Origin of the sequence: Afipia sp. P52-10, assembly GCF_000516555.1 — a bacterium.
Classification (GTDB): Bacteria; Pseudomonadota; Alphaproteobacteria; order Rhizobiales; family Xanthobacteraceae; genus P52-10.
Map to the genome: position 1 here is coordinate 473025 of NZ_AZSJ01000003.1, position 18851 is coordinate 491875.

An 18851-nucleotide genomic window follows, 5' to 3' on the forward strand; every position below is an offset into this window, starting at 1 on the left:
AACAAGGGGATAGTCCCCCTGCCGTGCGGTGCGATTCTCGTCTACGCTGCAGCCTCGTCGTCCATTAGGAGCCATCATTCATGTCAACCGGCTGGATCGTCCTTGGTGTTCTTGTCGTCCTCGCGTTCTGGGTTTTCAGCGTCTACAACGGCCTGGTTGCGATGCGGCAACGGGTCGACCAGGCGTTTGCCGATGTCGACGTGCAACTGAAGCAGCGGCATGACCTGATCCCGAACCTCGTCGAGACCGTGAAGGGTTATGCCGGACACGAACGCGGCACCCTGGAAGAGGTGGTCAAGGCGCGCAATGCTGCGCTGACCGCACAGGGACCGGCGCAGGTCGCCGCCGCCGAGGGCCAGTTGACCACCGCACTCCGCGGCCTGTTGGCGCTGTCGGAAGCTTATCCGGACCTGAAGGCCAACGCGAACTTCCAGCAGCTGCAGACCGAGCTGTCCGACATCGAGAACAAGCTTGCCGCGTCGCGCCGGTTCTTCAACAACGCCGTGCAGGAATACAACACCGGCATCCAGCAGCTTCCAGCGGCGCTGTTTGCGGCCTCGCTCGGCTTCACGCGGAAAGACTTCTTCGACCTGGGCGAGCAGCGCGGCCAGCTCGAGCAGGCTCCGAGCGTGAAGTTCTGAACAGACCGACGTCTGTTTCGAGCGTGATCGGGTTGGAGGCCGATTCCTGTTTCTCCGGATCACGCTCTCGGTCCCGAATCCGAAGTTCGCTGTCCTTTGCAGCGCGCTCAGAGCGAACCTCGGATTCGATAGGGACACTAGCAAATTCATGATTCTAGTGGTGGACCAGAAATTCGTACTAGCGGAGCAGCGGAATGGCCGCTTACGGTCTCTATACCCACATCGCCTCGAACAAGACGCGCTCGATCCTGCTGCTGGTCGGGCTGTTCCTGCTGATCTATGTGATGGTCTATGCAGGCGCGCTGATCGCCGAGGTATTCCTCAGTCCCGATCGGACCGTGGACTATTATCTGCGCGCCGCCTGGGTCGATCTCTACAAGGCGCTGCCGATCGCGACCATCGTATCCGCCATCTGGATCGTGATCGCTTACTTCTTCAACCAGGCGATCATCGATGCGGTGACCGGCGGGCACACGGTGACCCGCAAGGAGCAGCCGCGGCTCTATAACCTGCTCGAAAACCTGTGCATCTCGCGCGGCATTCCGATGCCGAGACTGAAGATCATGGAGACGGATGCGCTGAACGCATTCGCCAGCGGGCTCAATCCGCGGCAATATTCCATCACCGTCACGTCCGGCCTGTTGAAGAACCTCGACGATCAGGAAGTCGAGGCGGTGCTGGGCCATGAGTTGACGCACATTCGCAATGGCGACGTTCAGCTCATGGTGGTTGCCGTCATCATCGCCGGAGTTGTCGGCTTCTTTGCCGAGCTGGTGTTCCGCATGGTCTTTAATTCCCGCTGGAGCTTTGGTGGCGGCAGCGGCGGACGCTCCTCCTCTTCCAGCGACGGCGACCGCAAGGGTGGAGGCGGCGGCGCGATCGTCGCCATCCTGATCGCTGTCGTACTGATTGCACTGGCCTGGTTCCTGTCGCTGGTCGTGCGCTTCGCCCTGTCGCGTTCGCGAGAATTCCTCGCCGATGCCGGCTCGGTGGAATTGACCAAGAATCCGGACGCCATGATCTCGGCGTTGCGCAAGATCGAAAATCGCGGCGAGCTGGAGGGCGTCACCTCCTCCGTTATGGAAATGTGCGTCGACAATCCGCGCGAGGGCTTTGCCGATCTGTTCGCCACCCATCCATCGGTGGACTCCCGCGTCCGCGCCTTGGTGAAATTCGCAGGCGGGCACGACCCCGGCCGCCTCGCCGACCTGCAGAATGCTCAAATCACCCCTGCTGGCGGCTCGGTGCCCGACGCTGGCGGCGCAATGCCTACCGATGCATCACCGGCTTCTCATCCCGGCCCGTGGGGATCGCCGGCCGCGCCGGCGAGTCCGTTCGGCGGTCCGACGCTGCGGCAATGACTTTGCAAAAGGTTGACGGCAGCCAGTTCCCGGCCTGCGGCGTTTACCATGAATTGCCTGAAGGCAACCCCGACGTCACTGTAACGCCTTGAATTCCCCCCAGTGTCTGCCAAGGTCGCGGCCGCACAGAACCGCGGCCCTGTCACTCAGGGGTCATCAGCCGCTCACGGATCGTCTGCACTTGGATCGCTGATCCAGGACATATTGTCTGGGTGACTGATGGTGGGTGACTGGCGCTCTGGCCTGGCGAGAATGCCGGCCACCGTCGCAACGATGGGACAACTTCAAGGGGCACCATGGCAAAGCCAGCAGTTATCGTCGTGGGGGCGGACAAGGGTGGCGTCGGCAAGACCACCGTTTCCCGGACCGTTCTCGATTACTTCAGCGCCAACAACGTACCCACCCGCGCCTTCGATACCGAGGCGCCGCGCGGTACGCTGAAGCGCTTCCATCCGGAGATCACCGAGATCGTCGATGTGACCTCCACATCCGATCAGATGAAGATTTTCGATACCCTCAACACGGCCAACGCCAGCGTCACCGTCATCGACGTGCGCGCCGGCCTGCTGTCGCCAACGCTGGCGTCGCTGCGTGACATCGGCTTCCTGGATGCGGCAAAATCTGGCCAGATCACCTTCGCCGTGTTCCACATCCTCGGCCCCTCGATCGCCTCGCTCGACGAGATCGCCGAGACCGCGAACTTCATGTCCGGCGCGAAATACTTCCTGGTGAAGAACTTCATCAACAACACCAGCTTCTTCGAGTGGGACCAAGCCACCTACAACTCGTATTTCCGCAAGATCAAGGACGCGACCGAGATCACCATCCCGAAGCTCAACGAGATGGCTTACGAGCAGGTGGAGGTGGCCTCGGTGCCATTCCTCAAATTCGTCGCCAACAAGGGCCAGCGCGACGACGCCGCGAACTACTCGTTCGTGCTGCGCGGCTATGTGCGACACTGGCTGGGCAATGTCTGGAGCGAGTTCGACCGCATCAAGCTCACCGACATCGTTGGAAAAGACAAGGGCGGCAAGGCCACCAAGGCGGAAGCGCCATCGGCGTGAGCCGGAGCGGCATCTCCTTCGTCTGACACGGCACGTCCCGGGTGCAGCCTCGATCAGGCGAATTGCACCCGGTCGTGACATCCGATTGCTCGATGTGATCGCGCCCGCGATTCTTCGCTTGTCTGATCCTGTCGGCATGATCTATGTCCGAGAACCGGGTCCCTCTCGCGGGATCATGCCTCGATGAACCGCACGCACGTCTACATCATCTGCTCGCCCCGCCCCCGCGTCGGCAAGACGCTGCTGGCGCGGCTTCTGACCGAGTATCTTGCGCTTGAGCACCGCCAGGTTTCGGCGTTCGACATCAACCTCAACGAGCCGTCGCTGATCGACTATCTGCCGATCTGGACCGAAACGGCAACGATCGACGATACCTTCGGCCAGATGAAACTGATGGACCGGCTGATCGTCCATGACGAGGTGCCGAAGGTGGTCGATCTCGGCTTTCATGCCTTCGACGGCTTCTTCAAGATGGCCTGGGAAGTCGGCTATGCGAAGGAAGCCGAGCGGCGCGGCGTGCAGCCGGTCATCCTGTACATCGCCGACCGTGACCGCACTTCGCAGCGCGGCTGGGCCCTGCTGCGCGAGCGGTTCGACAATGCCGCCGTGATCCCGGTCAACAACGAGCAGGTGCTGTTCGGCGAAGTTCCAGCTTGGCTCGACGATGCGCGGCTGCTCGACATCGCGATCCTGCCTAGCTTTCTCAAAGGCTACATCGAGCGCGCGAGCTTTTCGTTCACGAACTTCCTGAAGACCTCAAACGATCCCTCCTCCGAGCTCTACCAGTGGATCCGGAACGGCTTCTTCCGCTTCCGCGAACTCGGCGTGAACCTGATGCTGCACAGGTTCTAAAGCGCAATGAGATGGGGATGAATCATCCTCGCCCTTAGCTTCTTGTTTAAGCATGACCCCCTTCGGAAAATCGCTTCGCACTTTTCCGGATCATGCTTTAGCGTCACCGACCTCAATCAGCCGTTGGCCTTTCGCTTCACGGAGGCATCGCGAACGCCATCCAGCTCCTTCAGCCGTTGCGGGAAGGATGCGATGTCCTGCGATGAGACCTTGCTGACATGCACGACAAGCTGATCGAATCCTTCCGAATTCCGGCTCTCCACCAGAAAGCGCTTCACCTGTGCCGGCCGCAAATCCAGCGCCGCGCGAAGCTGATCGGGCGTAAGGCCGCCACTTTCGACCTCGATTTTGAGCTGGCAGCTTTGGTTGCGCGCACGATAGGCTTCCTCGAGCGGCTTGATGCCGGCGAGGATGATCAGGATGATGATGGTGGAGGCTCCGGCGGCGAGATAGAGCCCACCGCCGACTGCGAGGCCGATCGCCGCGACGGTCCAGATGCTGGCGGCCGTGGTCAGGCCGCGCACGATCTCGCCGCGCGCCAGGATCGCGCCCGCACCAAGGAAGCCGATACCCGATACCACCTGGGCGGCAACGCGCGACGGGTCGAGCACGACGTGATCCTGCGTCAGGATATGCGCGAAGCCGTACTGCGACACGATCATGATCAGGCAGGAACCGACGCAGACCAGCATATGCGTGCGGATGCCCGCCGCCCACAACAGCCGCTCGCGCTCAAAACCGATCAGGCTGCCGAGGAACGCAGCCCCAAGCAGACGAACAAGCATTTCCATCTCTGGCATGACCGGGCCCTCACGCGATGCATCAAATCCCGATGCATGATGCGCCGATAGGGCCGGTTGTAAATGATGAAACGGAAACCCGGTTCTGCGCGGAGCGGCCCCGCGCGCGGATCAGTGCCCGTCGAACGAGATCAAGGTCCGCACCGGCACGTCCATCTTGCGCAGCTTGTCCGCACCGCCGAGCGCCGGCAGATCGATCACGAAGCAGGCCGCGAGCACCTCAGCGCCCATCTGCCGCAGCAGCTTCACCGCACCCTCCGCCGTGCCGCCGGTGGCGATCAGGTCGTCGACCAGGATGACCCGCTCGCCGGGCTTCACCGCGTCCTCGTGCATTTCCATTTCGTCCACGCCGTATTCCAGAGAATAGGCGATGCGCACGGTGGTATGCGGCAGCTTGCCCTTCTTGCGGATCGGCACGAAACCGGCGGAGACCTGGTGCGCCACCGCACCGCCCAGGATGAAGCCGCGCGCTTCGATGCCCGCCACCTTGTCAATCTTCGAACCGGCCCACGGCTGCACCATCTCGTCCACCGAGCGACGGAACGCCCGCGCATCGCCCAACAGCGTGGTGATGTCGCGGAAGATGACACCCGGCTTCGGATAGTCGGGTATGTTTCTGATCGCAGAGCGGAGATCGCTTTCGAGGCTCATCGGTTGCAGGTCCAATCTTACCAGTAATCTTTCATGATCTCTTTGACCCAGGCTGGCTCGCGTACGGCGCCGCGCGGCGCAAAACCGGTCATGTGCGGCTTGACGTCCAACACCGGGGTTCCATCGATGGCATCAAGTCCGCGCACACGCAACGTCAACCCGTCGACCGCCACGAGTTCGCACGTGGTGACGCCGATGCGGTTCGGCCTGCCCTTGCCGCGCTGGGCGAAGATACCGACCTTCGGCCAGTCGGTACGGCCGCGCGGATGCCGCGCGCCGCTCGTGATCTCCTCGGCCGACACCCGATGGAACTGATAGATCACCGTGATGTGGCTGAAATCGTCAAGCCCTGCCGTGGCTTCCGGACTGAACTGGCCCGCATCCAGCACGATCTCCGCTTCGACCCGGCCCCAATCGTCATCGACGGGCTCGGTCCGCCCACCGCGTACGACACCGATGGGCAGGATCTCGCTCATGCCTTCGGGATGTCCTGGCCGAGACGGAAAGCATTCTCGACGATCCGCAGGCCCACCTCGCCGCCGAGCGACATCAGCGACTCCGGATGGAACTGCACGCCGCCGATCGGCAGTGCCTTATGCTCCAGCGCCATCACCACGCCGTCCTCCGTCGTTGCCGTGACATTCAGCACCGCAGGCATCGAGTCACGCGCCACATGCAGCGAGTGGTAGCGACCGATGACGATCTCGTTCGGCAGGTTGTTGAGCAGGCAGCCGCCGCGCACCTGAACCCGCGAGGGACGACCGTGCGCAGGCTGCGCGAGCTGGTTCAGCGTGCCGCCGAAATACTCGCCGATCGCCTGCACACCGAGGCAGACGCCGAACACCGGCATCTTCTTCGCGATCGCCGCATCGAGGGTCTTGGCAATCTTGAAATCTTCGGGCCGGCCTGGACCTGGCGACAGCACGAGCAGGTCATACGTGTCCTTCGACAACATTTCGAGCGCATGGTTGTGGCGGGTGACACTGACCTCCGCACCGACCTGGCGAAAATAGTCCGCCAGCATGTGCACGAAGCTGTCCTCGTGGTCGATCAGCAGCACCTTCTTGCCGGAGCCGGTTGCGTCGGGCTGGAAGGTGGAGAGCGGCTTCGGCGGATCGCCACGCAGCGCCTGGAACAGCGCCGCCGCCTTGATCTGGCACTCCTTGTCTTCGAGCGCGGGATCCGAATCGAACAGACAGGTCGCGCCGACACGCACCTCCGCGAGGCCGTCCTTCATGCGGATGGTGCGGATGGTGAGGCCGGTGTTGATGCTGCCGTCGAAACCGACGAAGCCGAAAGCGCCAGCGTACCAGCGGCGCGACGACCGCTCATGATCTTCCACAAACTGCATCGCCCACAGTTTCGGCGCGCCGGTCACGGTCACCGCCCAAGCATGAGTGAGGAACGCATCGAGGGAATCGAAGCCTGGCCGCAGCATGCCTTCCACGTGATCGACGGTGTGGAACAGCTTCGAGTATGTCTCGATCTGGCGCCGCGCCAACACCTTGATCGAACCGGGCACGCAGATGCGCGCCTTGTCGTTGCGATCGACGTCGGTGCACATGTTGAGTTCGAACTCGTCCTTCTCCGAGTTCAACAGCTCGCGGATCTGCTCGGCATCACCGATGGCGTCCGCGCCGCGGGCGATGGTGCCCGAGATCGGACAGGTCTCGACCCGGCGGCCATCGGAGCGGACGAACATTTCCGGAGAAGCGGAGACGAGGAATTCGCCGTCGCCGAGATTGACGAGGCCGCCATAGGGCGAGGGGTTGATCTTGCAGAGCCGCTGGAACACCTCCGCGGGTGAACGCTCGCAGGGCTCGCCGAACAACTGGCCGGGCACCGCCTCGAACAGGTCGCCACGCGCGAACGCCTCGCGCGCCTTCTGCACCGTCGCCTGATAGACGCCAGGCGCATGGTCGGCGAAGCCCTGACGGCCTGACTGCACATAGATGCTGTCCGGCGTCTCGTGCGGTAGCCCCTGGGTGCTCTTGCCCTTGAAGGCGAAGTCGTAAGCGATCGTCACGCCGCGGCCGGTGGCGCGGTCATAGGCCAGCAGGCGATCCGGGATGTAGAGCACGACATCGCGCTGATCCGCCTCGCGGGCGCGCTTCTGCACCAGGTCCTCGATCTGGAACACGAGGTCGTAGCCGAACGCGCCGTAGAGGCCCAGCATCGGCTCCTCGGCATGGGCAAGCGCCGCGATCATCGCACGCACGAGCGACATGATCGAAGCGCGACGGGTGCGCTGCTCCTCGTCGGCGGGAGCTTCGCCGCGGACGATGTGGCCTGTCAGCCGCGTTGTGGTTCGCGCCGTGAAGGTCACGCAAGGCTCGTTCAACACCTCGCTCAGGAAGGCGATCAGCACCTTGCCGCGCTCGTTCAGCGCGTCGATGAAGAAATTGATCCCGGTCGCCTCCAGCCGCAACGGCGGATCGGCGAAGCCGAGGTCGAAGCTCTCATAGCGACCCGGCACCGTCGTTCCCGACGACAGCACGACGCCGCGCCGGCGGTCGAGCAGCTCGATCAGGGCATCAAGCGAGGCCCCGCCGGAAAACCCTTCGATGGTCCGGGTGACGGTAAGGCCGCCAGCGGTGGCATACTCGCTGCGGGCTGGGAGGGAAAAAACTGTCCTGTTCATATGTCCTCGCTAACACGCAGGGCAAACGAACAGAAGACCGCCGCACTGCGTTGGCGGCCTTTTGACGATTGTGATGAAGACGGAATCGCGCTGGCCACCTTTTAGAAGGTGGGCCACCAGAGTCGGATGTACTGGGCAGCGGAGCGCATGGCCGGCAAGACATCACCGGACGCCCCGCCTGTCAAGGGCGCCCGGTGTGCGAACCCGCTCAAATGCCGGCTAAACAGCCACCGGAACGGCTCGGCGGCCTCAGCCGAGGTGCTTATTGAAGAAGGCGACCGCCCGGCCCCAGGCCTGCTCGGCAGCCTGCCGGTCATGCACCGGAGCCCGCTGCTCGTTCACGAAGGCATGGTCGGCATCGTAACGGAAGAACTCGTAAGTCTTGCCGGCCGCCTTCAGCCCAGCCTCGAACGCGTCGACCACCTGCGGAGTGCACCAGTCGTCGCGGTTGGCGAAGTGGCCCTGCAGCGGAATCTTCACATCGACGGCCTTGGCCGCCTGCTCCGGCGGAATGCCGTAGAAAGCGACGCCTGCCGACAATTCCGGAATACGGGTGGAGCCGATCACCGTCACCGCGCCACCGAGGCAAAAACCGGTGAGGCCGACCTTGGCGCCGTTGCGTTTCAGGAACTGCGCCGCGCCGCGCACGTTCTGATCGGTTGCATCCATGAAATTCAGGGAGTTCATTTCCTTTCCCGCAGCGTCGGTGTCGTGATATGGCACGACGACGCCGTTATAGAGATCGGGCGCGAGCGCATCGAAACCGGCGAGCGCGAAGCGGTCGCAGATGCCCTTAATCTGGTCCTGCAGACCCCACCACTCCTGGATGACGACGATGCCCGGCGCACCGGAGCGTCCGGCCGAGGCCAAGTAGCCGCCATTCTCTTTTCCGTCGGGGCGCTTGTAGCTGATGCTGGTGCCCATTCGATCCTCCACTCGCGTTTCTGCGGTCGTGCACTAACAGGACGAAGCATGGGAGAGCAGCAGGCGCTTTCCAAAAATCATGCTCCCTCCTCATATTGTGGCGCTGCGGCACGCAATCCGCAATGCTCAACGCGTGCGGCTAAGCGACTGGTTGAGCTTCGCGCAGAGCCTGCCCCTCATGTCGAGCGTGCCGACTATACGTCTCGGCCGCAAAGCTATCTCAGCCGTCCTGCATGGAGTTCACCCGCGCATCCACGTCAGCGCCGCATCGTCGCAAGAGAGCCGAAGCGATGCCGGCCTTCAAACGGCTATGCTCGACCATAACGAAGACAATACCGGAAATTTAGGCTGCATTTTCAGTCGGCTCGCAGCATGAGCCCGGGATCGATGGTTTGGCCCTCCCAAAAAGAAAGGCCCCGTCCAGCGGGGCCTTTCGTGTCGTTTAACAATCGCGTCAGCGCTTAGTGCGCAGCCGCCCAGACCTTGCGCTTGGTGAAGTACAAAAGGCCCGAGAGCAGCACCAGGAACACCAGAACCTGCAGACCGATGCGCTTGCGCGCCTCCATGTGCGGCTCGGCCGCCCACATCAGGAATGCAGTCACGTCCTTCGCATACTGATCGACCGTCTGCGGCGAACCGTCATCGTACGTCACCTGACCGTCATTGATCGGCTTCGGCATGCCGATCGCATGACCGGGGAAGTACTTGTTGTAGTTCGTGCCCGGCGGCAGCGTGAATCCCTGTGGCGCATCTTCGTAGCCATGCAGCAGCGCGACGATGTAGTCGGGGCCCTGCTCCTGATACTGGGTGAAGATGTCGATCAGGAACCAGGGGAAGCCGCGCTCATAGGTGCGAGCCTTGGCGATCAGCGACATGTCCGGCGGGAAGGCGCCGCCATTGGCCGCACGCGCCGCCTGCTCGTTCGGGAACGGTGCCGGGAACCGATCCGCCAGACGGCCGGGACGCTCGAACATCTCGCCCTGATCGTTCGGACCGTCCTTGATCTTATACTCGGCAGCCACTGCCGCGGCCTGCGCCTGCGTGAAGCCGGGACCACCGGGCTCAGCGAGGTTGCGGAACGCCAGATAGTTCATGCTGTGGCAAGTCGCGCAGACTTCCTTGTAGACCTTGAAGCCACGCTGCAGCTCACCACGGTCGAACTTGCCGAACGGCCCCGCGAACGACCACTTCTGCGGCGGCGGGGTCGGCTGGCTGTGGCCCTCATCGGCAGCGAGCGAACTGCCGGCGCTGGCGAACAGGAACGCACCGGCGACGGCCGCCACGGCGACCGAGGCAATCGCCTTCTTGCCGAGCACATCGTCGGCGATCGAGTTCGGGATCGGACGCGGCTTCTCGATGCGCGAGAGCAGCGGCAGGATGATGATGAAGTGCGCGAAGTAGTAGACCGTCAGGATACGGGCGACGATCACATACGCGCCTTCTGCCGGCTTCGAGCCGAGCCAACCCAGCACCAGGCAGACCGCCACGAAGATCCAGAAGAACTGCTTGAACAGCGGACGATAGCGCGCCGAACGAGTCTTTGCGCTGTCGAGCCATGGCAGGAAGGCCAGCACGACGATCGCACCGAACATCGCCAGCACGCCGCCGAGCTTGTTCGGGATCGCGCGAAGGATCGCGTAGAACGGCAGGTAGTACCATTCAGGCACGATGTGCGCCGGCGTCACACCCGGGTTGGCCGGGATGTAGTTGTCGGCGTGGCCGAGATAGTTCGGCACGTAGAACACGAACCACATGTAGAAGATCAGGAAGCAGGCCAGGCCGAACGCATCCTTGATGGTCGCGTACGGGGTAAACGGCACCGTGTCCTTGTCGGTCTTCGGCTCGACGCCAGCCGGATTGCCCTGACCCGCCACATGCAGCGCCCAGACATGCAGGATCACGACGCCGAGGATCATGAACGGCAGCAGGTAGTGCAGCGAGAAGAAGCGGTTCAGCGTCGGGTTGTCGACCGAGTAACCGCCCCAGAGGAAGGTGACGATCGGCTCGCCAACGAACGGGAAGGCCGAGAACAGGTTGGTGATGACGGTGGCGCCCCAGAAGCTCATCTGGCCCCACGGCAGCACGTAGCCCATGAAGCCGGTGGCCATCATCAGCAGGTAGATGATGACGCCGAGGATCCACAGCACCTCACGCGGCTCCTTGTAGGAGCCGTAGTACATGCCGCGGAACATATGGATGTAGACGGCGATGAAGAACATCGACGCGCCGTTGGCGTGCAGGTAGCGGATCAGCCAGCCGTAGTTCACGTCGCGCATGATGTGCTCGATCGACGAGAACGCGAGCGTCGCATGCGGGGTGTAGTGCATCACCAGGATGATGCCGGTGACGATCTGCGCCGCCAGCATGAACGACAGGATGCCGCCGAAGGTCCACCAGTAGTTCAGGTTACGCGGCGTCGGATACGCCACGAACGAGGAGTGCACGAGGCCGATGATCGGCAGCCGCCGCTCGAACCATTTCAGGACTGGATTCTGGAGCTCTAGGGTGGACGGTCCGCTCATGATGCAACCTTGAGAGAGAAATATTGCGCGACGTTCATCGGTCCCGGCTGTTTTCAGCCGATCTTGATTTTGCTGTCGGAGACGAATGCGTAGGGAGGAACAGGCAGGTTGGTCGGTGCAGGCCCCTGACGGATACGGCCCGAGGTATCGAACACCGAACCGTGGCAGGGACAGAACCAGCCGCCATAGGGACCTTGGTTGCCGAGCGGAATGCAGCCAAGGTGGGTGCAGTTGCCGTAAACGATCAGCCAGTCGGCGTGGCCTTCCTTGACGCGCGCCGAGTCCGCCTGCGGGTCACGCAAGCTCGCGACATCGACGTCCTGAGCTTCCTTGATTTCCTTCGGGGTGCGATGGCGGACGAAGATCGGCTTGCCGCGCCAGAAGACCTTGATCAGCTGCCCTTCGGCGATCGGCGTCAGGTCGACCTCGATCGGCGCGCCGGCGGCGATGGTCGAGGCGTCTGGATTCATTTGCGAAATTAGCGGCCAAACGGCCGCCGCGGCTCCCGCTGCTGCAACCGCCCCGGTTGCGACGTAGAGAAAATCACGGCGCGTCGCGTGCGCCGAAGCCGTCGTCGTCACGATTCTTAACCCTTTCCGGTCATGGCCGGCCAACCGCCCCGATCAGGCCTGCATGCGACGCATGCGCTGACCCAAGGATAGCCACCGGCGCCGCGCCCCCGCGGCGGTAGGTCCACATGGGCATGCTCGCCGCAAAAGCGCCGAAACACCCCCATTCAGAACGGTTCTATTGACACCCTTGCCGCGGTAGCGCAAGCCCGCATCGTGCTGCGGCGACCGGAGCCGGCAAATCCTTAGCCCAGTGTGACTTTTCCCCAAAAAAGACATGCCGGAAAACGCTGCCGATCGCTCATGCGCATAGCCCTCTTCCAACCGGACATTCCCCAGAACACCGGAACGATTCTCCGGCTATGCGCCTGCCTCGCGGTCGAGGCTCATATTATCGAGCCGGCCGGCTTTCCGATCTCCGATCGGCATTTTCGGCGCTCCGGGATGGATTATCTCGATCAGGTGCGCGTTTTCCGACACATCTCGTGGGCCGACTTCGAGCGTTGGCGACAGGAGGCAGGCGCACGGCTGCTGCTTTTGACCACCAAGGCCAGCCGCTCCTATCTCGATTGCCGTTATGCAGCCAGCGACGTGTTGATGGTCGGCCGGGAGTCCGCAGGCGTTCCCGACGAGGTCGCAGCAACGGCCGACGAACGGCTGCTGATTCCCATGCGATCCGGCATGCGTTCGCTGAATGTCGCCATGGCGGCAGCGATGGCGCTCGGCGAGGCCTTGAGGCAAACAAGAGGCATTCCAACAGGACTAACCGGCTGATGACCCTTCCCGACGATATCGAGGCTAAGAAGGCCCGCGCCCGCACCTGGTTCGAAAGCCTCCGCGACGATATCTGCGCGTCGTTTGAGGCGCTCGAGCACGAAGCCCCCGCAGCCCTCTATCAGGATGAAGCCGGCCGATTCGAGCGGACTCCCTGGGAGCGGACCGACCACACCGGCGCCAAGGGCGGCGGCGGGGTGATGTCGATGATGCGCGGACGGCTGTTCGAGAAGGTCGGCGTGCATTGCTCGACGGTGCACGGCGAGTTCGCTCCCGAATTCCGGGCGCAGATGCCCGGCGCCGCCGAAGACCCTCGGTTCTGGGCATCCGGAATCTCGCTGATCGCTCACCTGCGCAACCCGCATGTGCCGGCCGTACACATGAACACTCGCTTCGTGGTAACGACCAAGGCCTGGTTCGGCGGCGGCGCCGACCTGACGCCAGTGCTGGATCGGCGCCGCACCCAGGAGGATGCCGACAGCCGTGCCTTCCATGCAGCGATGAAGGCCGCCTGCGACGCCCACGCGGCGGTGGCGCCTTATGACAAATACAAGGCCTGGTGCGACGAATACTTCTACCTGCCGCATCGTAAGGAGCCGCGCGGCATCGGCGGCATTTTCTACGATCACCACAATTCCGGTAACTGGGATGCGGATTTCGCCTTCACCCAGGAGGTGGGCCGCGCGTTCGCCGCCATCTATCCCGCGCTGGTGCGGCACAACTTCGCAACCCCATGGACTTCAGCCGACCGCGAGGAGCAACTGATCCGGCGCGGGCGCTACGTCGAGTTCAACCTGCTGCATGACCGGGGCACCGTGTTCGGCCTAAAGACAGGCGGCAACGTGAACTCGATCCTGTCGTCGTTGCCCCCGGAGGTGAAATGGCCGTGAGCAGCAAGATCCCTGCCCTGCCCCGGGCCATGCTGATCGATATGGATGACACCATTCTGTCGGCCTACGGCAAGCCCGCACTGGCCTGGCAGGCGGTGGCGGAAGAATTCGCAACCGAGTTCGCGCCCATCCTGCCGCACGAAGCGGCGGCCGCCATCCTGGCTGCCGCGCGGCAGTTCTGGGATTCGGCCGAGGCGCACTGGCGGCTCAAGCTGAACGAAGCGCGGCGCATCACTGTGGCGGCCGGCTTCGCCGCCCTCGCAGCGGCCGGTCAGAAACCGATGTCGCGCGACTTCTGCATTCGCATGGCCGATCGCTTCTCGGCCTTCCGCGATGAGAACATGGCGCTCTTCCCCGGTGTGCACGATGCGATCGACGCGTTGAAGGCGTGCGGCGTAAAGCTCGCGCTGGTGACGAACGGCGCAGGCCCCACCCAGCGCGCCAAGGTGGAGCGGTTCGCGCTAACGCATCGCTTCGATCACATCCAGATCGAGGGCGAGCATGGCTTCGGCAAGCCGGAGGAGCGCGCCTATCACCACGCGATGAATGCGCTCGGGGTCAGTGCGTGCGACACCTGGATGATCGGCGACAACCTCGAATGGGAGGTCATCGCACCGCAGCGGCTCGGCATCTATGCGATCTGGATGGACGCGCATGACGAGGGCCTACCGGAAGGCTCCGCTGTGAAACCCGACCGCATCATCCGTTCGCTGTCGGAACTGCTGCCGGGCTGACGCGGGACGCAGCCGCGATACACGCCTGACGTCGGCGATCCCTGCCGCGACATGCTCCTGTGATTGGCCTGTCACGCGAGAGGCCTATCGTGCGCATACCCCTGCAACAGGAGCCGATAATGACCTTGAAGGCTGGCGATGTCGTTGTTCTGAAATCCGGCGGGCAGCCGCTGACCGTTGCCGAAGTGAACGACCAGAGCGTCGCATGCATCTGGCTCGGTGAGGAAGGCGATCTGTTCCGTGAGACGCTTCCTGCCATCGCCCTCGAACTCGTCGAGATCGAAGACGATGAGGACGACGACGAAGACGATGAAGACGAGGCGGAAGCCTCGGCCAACGGTCACGACGACGAAGAGGATGAAGACGCGGACGACGCAAATCGCGCCGTTGCCTGACACCCATTCAACGGGGCGGCCTGCGCTGACGCTTTGTCCCGTGTGCGTCGGCGACGGCTGCGCTCAGTCCGCAAATGCGAACGACTCGACGGCATTCTCGTCGGCGCTCGGCGAAAATGCCGCGATCGTGCGGTTGCGCGCCGGACACCGATAAACGGCAATCACGCTTCCTGGACCGCCGCCGGTATGTCCCAGCACACGCTGGCCTACGCGGCCAGTGCCGATCATCAATCCGAGACCATAGCCCGCCGTCTGCCACGGCCGCCCCTCGACCGGCCCGCCAAGCGGGTGCGCATCGCACATCGCAGCCAGCAACGGCGCTGGCAGCAGATCGCCGGTGAGCAAGCGATCCAGTATCGACGCGGCATCACCGATCGGTCCGACCGCGAGCCCGTGATACACCCAACCTGGGTGATAGGAGGCGGCTTCGCCCATAGCGACATCGGCGAGGTCGGCGCGCGCCAACGCTACGCGCGCACCGGCAATACCGAGCGGCGCGAATACCAGCCGCTTCAGCGCATGATCGAGATCGCTTCCGCACGCCTCCTCGATTGCCTGACGCACCAGCAGATAGCCGACATTCGAATACTCCCAGCCCTCGCCGGGCGAGAACCGCAGCTGATCCGCATCGACGGCGCGCAGCAACTCCGCGACCGGCCACGGATCGCGGTTTGCCGCCACGTCGCGATGATAGGCGGCAAGACCTCCGTAATTCGGCACGCCCGCGCGATTCTGCAAAAGCTGACGCAGCGTGAAGCGCCGTCCCGGCATGTGTGTATCGAGCTGCAGGCGCCCGTCGCGCACCAGAACGAGGGCCGCCGCCGCGATCAGCGTCTTGGTGAAACTCCACCAGGGCACATCTCGATCGCTATCATGATCGCCGGTGGAATGGCATTCGGCAAGATCACCACTCACCACCGTCGCAGATGCCGTGATCATCGGAACGCCGACAGAATCATCGTCGCGCCGCCGACGATCACCACCGCATCCAGCATGGCGGTATGAATATGGACCGGCATGCGGTCGACCAGCATCTTGGCGAGAAAGCCGCCGGGAAAGGCGATCATGCCGATCAACAGCCCAAGCGCGATCACCTGCGCCGTCACCGCACCGGCCATGCCGAACACCGACACCTTGACGATACCGACGACCACGGAGATCGCTGCATCGGTCGCGACCACCGCCGCCCCCTGCAATCCCGCCGACATCAACAGCGTCAGCAGGATCACGCCGGAGCCCGCAGTGCCCCCGACCAACAATCCGAAGCCCGCCGCGCCCGCCGCAAGGCCGCGATCGCCGAGCTTCAATTCGCTCCGCCGCGCCAGCCGCCGCAACGGCACGCTCAGGATCAGCATCGTGCCGATCACCAGCGCGGCACCGACACCGGTCAGCCGCGAATAGCCGTAAGCACCGAGAACGCAGGTCAGGGCCGCGCCCGCAATCACGATCAGCGCGCGGCGGACATCAACCTGCCTGAAGAACGCGGCGATGCGTCCAGTGTTGGAAAACAGCGCCGAGATGGCGATGATCGGCACGACAGGCTCGGCTCCGACCATCGGCACCAGCACCAGCGGCATCAATGCGCCAGTCCCGTAACCCGCGACACCGCCGACCACCGACGCAAACAGCGCCACAGCGGCAACCAGTACGATCTGAGGCAGCGAGATGTCGGCAAACCCAGCAGCGATGTCGGCGAGCAGTGGCACGGAAGCGGAGCCTCGAAGTCGCGACCGCGATTCCCGTCGTGAAATCGTCCCGGCGCGGGGCGGAAACCTATCACAAGCGCCTGACCATCACAGATCGCGGCAGCTATTGCAGCCCAGAGCGTCGCTACGCGCGCAGCTCCTGCGCGATCCGATCGGCGATGGCCGATAGCATTGTCGGCTCAGCGGAAAAACCGCTTTCGATCCACGCCTGCTCGGCGCGGCCGAGCGCCTCTCCCAGTGCAGGTCCGGGTTGCATGCCGCGCGCGATGAAATCGGCGGCTTTCAGCGGGAACACCGGTACTGCCCAGCGACGATCGAGGGTGGCGAGATCACGCCAATAGTCCGCGCGCGTCCCGGAGCGAACCCAGGCAAGCATGGCACGATCGCGAAAGCGTTGCGCGCCGAGCTTGTAGAGTCGCACCCGCGCCTGCGCCTCATCGAGCGACTCGAGCCGCCACCAGCGATGCGCCATCGAATCGAGTTGCAGCGCTTCCGCATTCGATAGCCGCAGCCGGCCCGCAAGCCGCTCGGCATCTTCGACGGTTGCGACGGCCAGTGCCGCCAGGCGGCGCATCGGGTCCGGCTTGAGCGCCAGCGTTGTCTCAGCTTCGACCATCGCGGCGAGCGGCGCGTGATAGGTGACCCCGCCGAAGAGGAGCAGGAGCAGCCCGGCGTCGCCCATCTCCTGCAGCGCGTCCGCGGCTCCTGGCGCGACCAGCAGCTTCACGATTTCCATCCGAATCCGCTCGGCAGACAACCCAGCAAGGCCGGCTCGGCCCGCGATACACGCCTGCAGCCCTTCGCGGTCCACCGGACCCGCGCCATAGATGGCATGGATGCGGAAGAACCGAAGGATGCGCAGGTAATCTTCCGCGATCCGCCGCGACGGTTCGCCGATGAAGCGGATGCGCCGCCCGGCCAGATCGTCAAGACCGCCGACGTAATCGTGCACCAGTCCATCGGCGGACACCGACAGCGCGTTGATGGTGAAATCACGTCGCTCGGCATCACGCGCCCAGTCGCGGCCGAACGCAACTTTCGCCCTGCGACCGAACGTCTCGATGTCTTCGCGCAGCGTCGTCACCTCGTATGGCTGCCCATCGGCCAGCAAGGTGACCGTGCCGTGCTCGATGCCGGTCGGCACCGCGCGGATGCCCACAGTCTTCGCCCGGCGGACGACCTCATCTGGCGTGGCGGTGGTGGCGATGTCGATGTCGCCGGTTGGAAGGCCAAGCAGCGCGTTGCGCACCGCGCCGCCGACGACGCGCGCCTCCTCGCCGCCCGCATTGAGCAATGCCAGCACCTTCGCCGCGCCGCCGGTCGCGAGCCAGCCAGCGCCGCGCAACCGCTCGACGGTGCGGACCGTGCTCACTGCTCCCTCCCCCGTATCAACTTGCCGTTCTCGATATGCGCGGGGACATAGGTCGATCCGGGCGGCGTGCCGGAGAAATTCGCAAGCAAAACCAGGCTTATGAATACCAGCGCCAGCGCACCCGCCGTCAGCCAGCCGACGACCGGCAGAGGCCAGGAGCTCCGATGAAACAGCGCCGAGCGGGTCACGATCAGGTAAACCGCATAGACAGCAAAGGGGATAAGGAAGATTCCGATTTCGGTCAGAACCGGACGGATCATGGAATGAAGACCCGCTGATAGAGCGCACGCAGGATGCCGGCGGTCACGCCCCAGACGTAGCGATCGCCGTAAGGCATCTCATAATAGCTGCGGGTGATGTCGCGAAACTGCCGCGTCTTCAGGAAATGGTTCGCCGGGTTCATCAAGAACGCCAGTGGCACCTCGAACACGTCGTCGACCTCGGAGGCGTTGACGCGCAGCTCGAAACCGGGCTTCACGCGGGCGATCATCGGCAGGATCCGATAGCCGAACGGCGTGCCATACAAATCCATATAGGCCACCGGCTCGACGAACGACCGGTCGAGCCCGACCTCCTCCTCCGCCTCGCGCAGCGCGGCATCCTTCGGCGATGCATCGGTCGGATCGATCTTGCCGCCGGGAAACGCGACTTGCCCCGCATGATCGTTCAGATGCGCCGACCGCTGGGTGAGCAGCACCATCGGTTCTGCGCGGTCGATGATCGGCACCAGCACCGCGGCGGGGCGGATCGGCTTCTCCTTGGCGATGATCTCCAGCACGCGATTCATGCCCTCGTCATCTGTACGGGGAATGATGGATGGATCGGTCAGGCCTGGCGGTATATCGAAATTGAAGCGCTCGCGGACGCGCTGGAAGAACTCATCGGACGTCAACGTGACGTCCTTGAGAGCGGCCGGTGCCCCCACCGTCGTTGCCGAATTGCTCAACAGTCGTTT

At 63.7% G+C, this 18851-nt stretch carries 20 protein-coding genes; 8 read left to right on the forward strand and 12 right to left on the reverse strand.

The genetic code is table 11. From position 1 onward, the window contains the following. Positions 1–80 precede the first annotated feature (80 nt). The 4 genes from X566_RS03550 to X566_RS03565 all read left to right on the forward strand — a co-directional run bounded on the left by X566_RS03550 (position 81) and on the right by X566_RS03565 (position 3918). On the forward strand, positions 81–641 hold the full coding sequence (locus X566_RS03550; protein WP_034463534.1) for a LemA family protein: 561 nt from the start codon (positions 81–83) through the stop codon (positions 639–641). 194 nt (positions 642–835) lie between these two features. Beyond that, positions 836–2002 (forward strand): M48 family metallopeptidase, encoded by a 1167-nt coding sequence (locus tag X566_RS03555; protein ID WP_034463537.1) that lies wholly within the window; start codon positions 836–838, stop codon positions 2000–2002. Positions 2003–2298: 296 nt separating this feature from the next. Beyond that, positions 2299–3066: a hypothetical protein gene (locus tag X566_RS03560; RefSeq protein ID WP_034463540.1), complete on the forward strand. Its 768-nt coding sequence runs from the start codon at positions 2299–2301 to the stop codon at positions 3064–3066. Positions 3067–3249: 183 nt separating this feature from the next. Continuing rightward, complete coding sequence (locus tag X566_RS03565) at positions 3250–3918, forward strand: hypothetical protein (RefSeq protein ID WP_034463541.1); 669 nt, start codon at positions 3250–3252, stop codon at positions 3916–3918. Between the two features lie 116 nt (positions 3919–4034). Here X566_RS03565 and X566_RS03570 read toward each other — a convergent pair whose 3' ends face one another. The 7 genes from X566_RS03570 to petA all read right to left on the reverse strand — a co-directional run bounded on the left by X566_RS03570 (position 4035) and on the right by petA (position 12037). Further along, the gene (locus X566_RS03570) at positions 4035–4709 is read right to left on the reverse strand and encodes an MgtC/SapB family protein (RefSeq protein ID WP_409337824.1); all 675 of its coding nucleotides are present in this window, start codon (positions 4707–4709) and stop codon (positions 4035–4037) included. 120 nt (positions 4710–4829) lie between these two features. Beyond that, positions 4830–5369 carry an adenine phosphoribosyltransferase gene (locus X566_RS03575; protein WP_034467737.1) on the reverse strand — a complete coding sequence of 180 codons (540 nt, stop codon included), beginning with the start codon at positions 5367–5369 and terminating at the stop codon, positions 4830–4832. A 17-nt stretch (positions 5370–5386) separates the two neighbouring features. Beyond that, positions 5387–5845 carry an SAM-dependent methyltransferase gene (locus X566_RS03580; RefSeq protein ID WP_034463544.1) on the reverse strand — a complete coding sequence of 153 codons (459 nt, stop codon included), beginning with the start codon at positions 5843–5845 and terminating at the stop codon, positions 5387–5389. Continuing rightward, entirely contained in the window at positions 5842–8010 is a 2169-nt protein-coding gene (locus X566_RS03585; RefSeq protein WP_034463546.1) for an anthranilate synthase component I, read from the reverse strand. The genes X566_RS03580 and X566_RS03585 overlap by 4 nt, the downstream gene beginning before the upstream one ends. A 249-nt stretch (positions 8011–8259) precedes the next feature. Then, a complete protein-coding gene (locus X566_RS03590) occupies positions 8260–8934 on the reverse strand; it encodes a dienelactone hydrolase family protein (protein ID WP_034463547.1) in 675 nt (224 codons plus the stop codon). A gap of 461 nt (positions 8935–9395) precedes the next feature. Further along, positions 9396–11456 (reverse strand): cytochrome c1, encoded by a 2061-nt coding sequence (locus X566_RS03595; RefSeq protein WP_034463548.1) that lies wholly within the window; start codon positions 11454–11456, stop codon positions 9396–9398. A gap of 53 nt (positions 11457–11509) precedes the next feature. Beyond that, positions 11510–12037 (reverse strand): ubiquinol-cytochrome c reductase iron-sulfur subunit, encoded by a 528-nt coding sequence (gene petA, locus X566_RS03600; protein ID WP_034463550.1) that lies wholly within the window; start codon positions 12035–12037, stop codon positions 11510–11512. 291 nt (positions 12038–12328) lie between these two features. On the opposite strand from petA, the gene X566_RS03605 reads away from it, so the two are divergent. From X566_RS03605 to X566_RS03620, 4 genes are all read left to right on the forward strand, one after another. Then, positions 12329–12799 (forward strand): tRNA (cytidine(34)-2'-O)-methyltransferase, encoded by a 471-nt coding sequence (locus X566_RS03605; protein WP_034463551.1) that lies wholly within the window; start codon positions 12329–12331, stop codon positions 12797–12799. After that, a complete protein-coding gene (gene hemF / locus X566_RS03610) occupies positions 12799–13689 on the forward strand; it encodes an oxygen-dependent coproporphyrinogen oxidase (RefSeq protein WP_034463553.1) in 891 nt (296 codons plus the stop codon). The genes X566_RS03605 and hemF overlap by 1 nt, the downstream gene beginning before the upstream one ends. Then, on the forward strand, positions 13680–14423 hold the full coding sequence (locus X566_RS03615) for an HAD family hydrolase (protein ID WP_152539786.1): 744 nt from the start codon (positions 13680–13682) through the stop codon (positions 14421–14423). The genes hemF and X566_RS03615 overlap by 10 nt, the downstream gene beginning before the upstream one ends. A gap of 119 nt (positions 14424–14542) precedes the next feature. Beyond that, positions 14543–14818: a YodC family protein gene (locus X566_RS03620; RefSeq protein ID WP_034463555.1), complete on the forward strand. Its 276-nt coding sequence runs from the start codon at positions 14543–14545 to the stop codon at positions 14816–14818. Positions 14819–14881: 63 nt separating this feature from the next. Here the strand turns inward: X566_RS03620 and X566_RS03625 are convergent, their stop codons facing one another. The 5 genes from X566_RS03625 to X566_RS03645 all read right to left on the reverse strand — a co-directional run bounded on the left by X566_RS03625 (position 14882) and on the right by X566_RS03645 (position 18842). Next, a complete protein-coding gene (locus tag X566_RS03625) occupies positions 14882–15757 on the reverse strand; it encodes a serine hydrolase (RefSeq protein WP_081740038.1) in 876 nt (291 codons plus the stop codon). Continuing rightward, positions 15754–16524: a TSUP family transporter gene (locus tag X566_RS03630; protein WP_244434670.1), complete on the reverse strand. Its 771-nt coding sequence runs from the start codon at positions 16522–16524 to the stop codon at positions 15754–15756. Before X566_RS03630 ends, X566_RS03625 begins: the two co-directional genes overlap by 4 nt. A 124-nt stretch (positions 16525–16648) precedes the next feature. Beyond that, a complete protein-coding gene (locus tag X566_RS03635; RefSeq protein WP_244434671.1) occupies positions 16649–17896 on the reverse strand; it encodes a CCA tRNA nucleotidyltransferase in 1248 nt (415 codons plus the stop codon). Further along, positions 17893–18156 (reverse strand): DUF6111 family protein, encoded by a 264-nt coding sequence (locus X566_RS03640; RefSeq protein WP_034463557.1) that lies wholly within the window; start codon positions 18154–18156, stop codon positions 17893–17895. The genes X566_RS03635 and X566_RS03640 overlap by 4 nt, the downstream gene beginning before the upstream one ends. After that, positions 18153–18842: a CoA pyrophosphatase gene (locus X566_RS03645; protein WP_409337805.1), complete on the reverse strand. Its 690-nt coding sequence runs from the start codon at positions 18840–18842 to the stop codon at positions 18153–18155. Before X566_RS03645 ends, X566_RS03640 begins: the two co-directional genes overlap by 4 nt. Between the last annotated feature and the right edge of the window lie 9 nt (positions 18843–18851).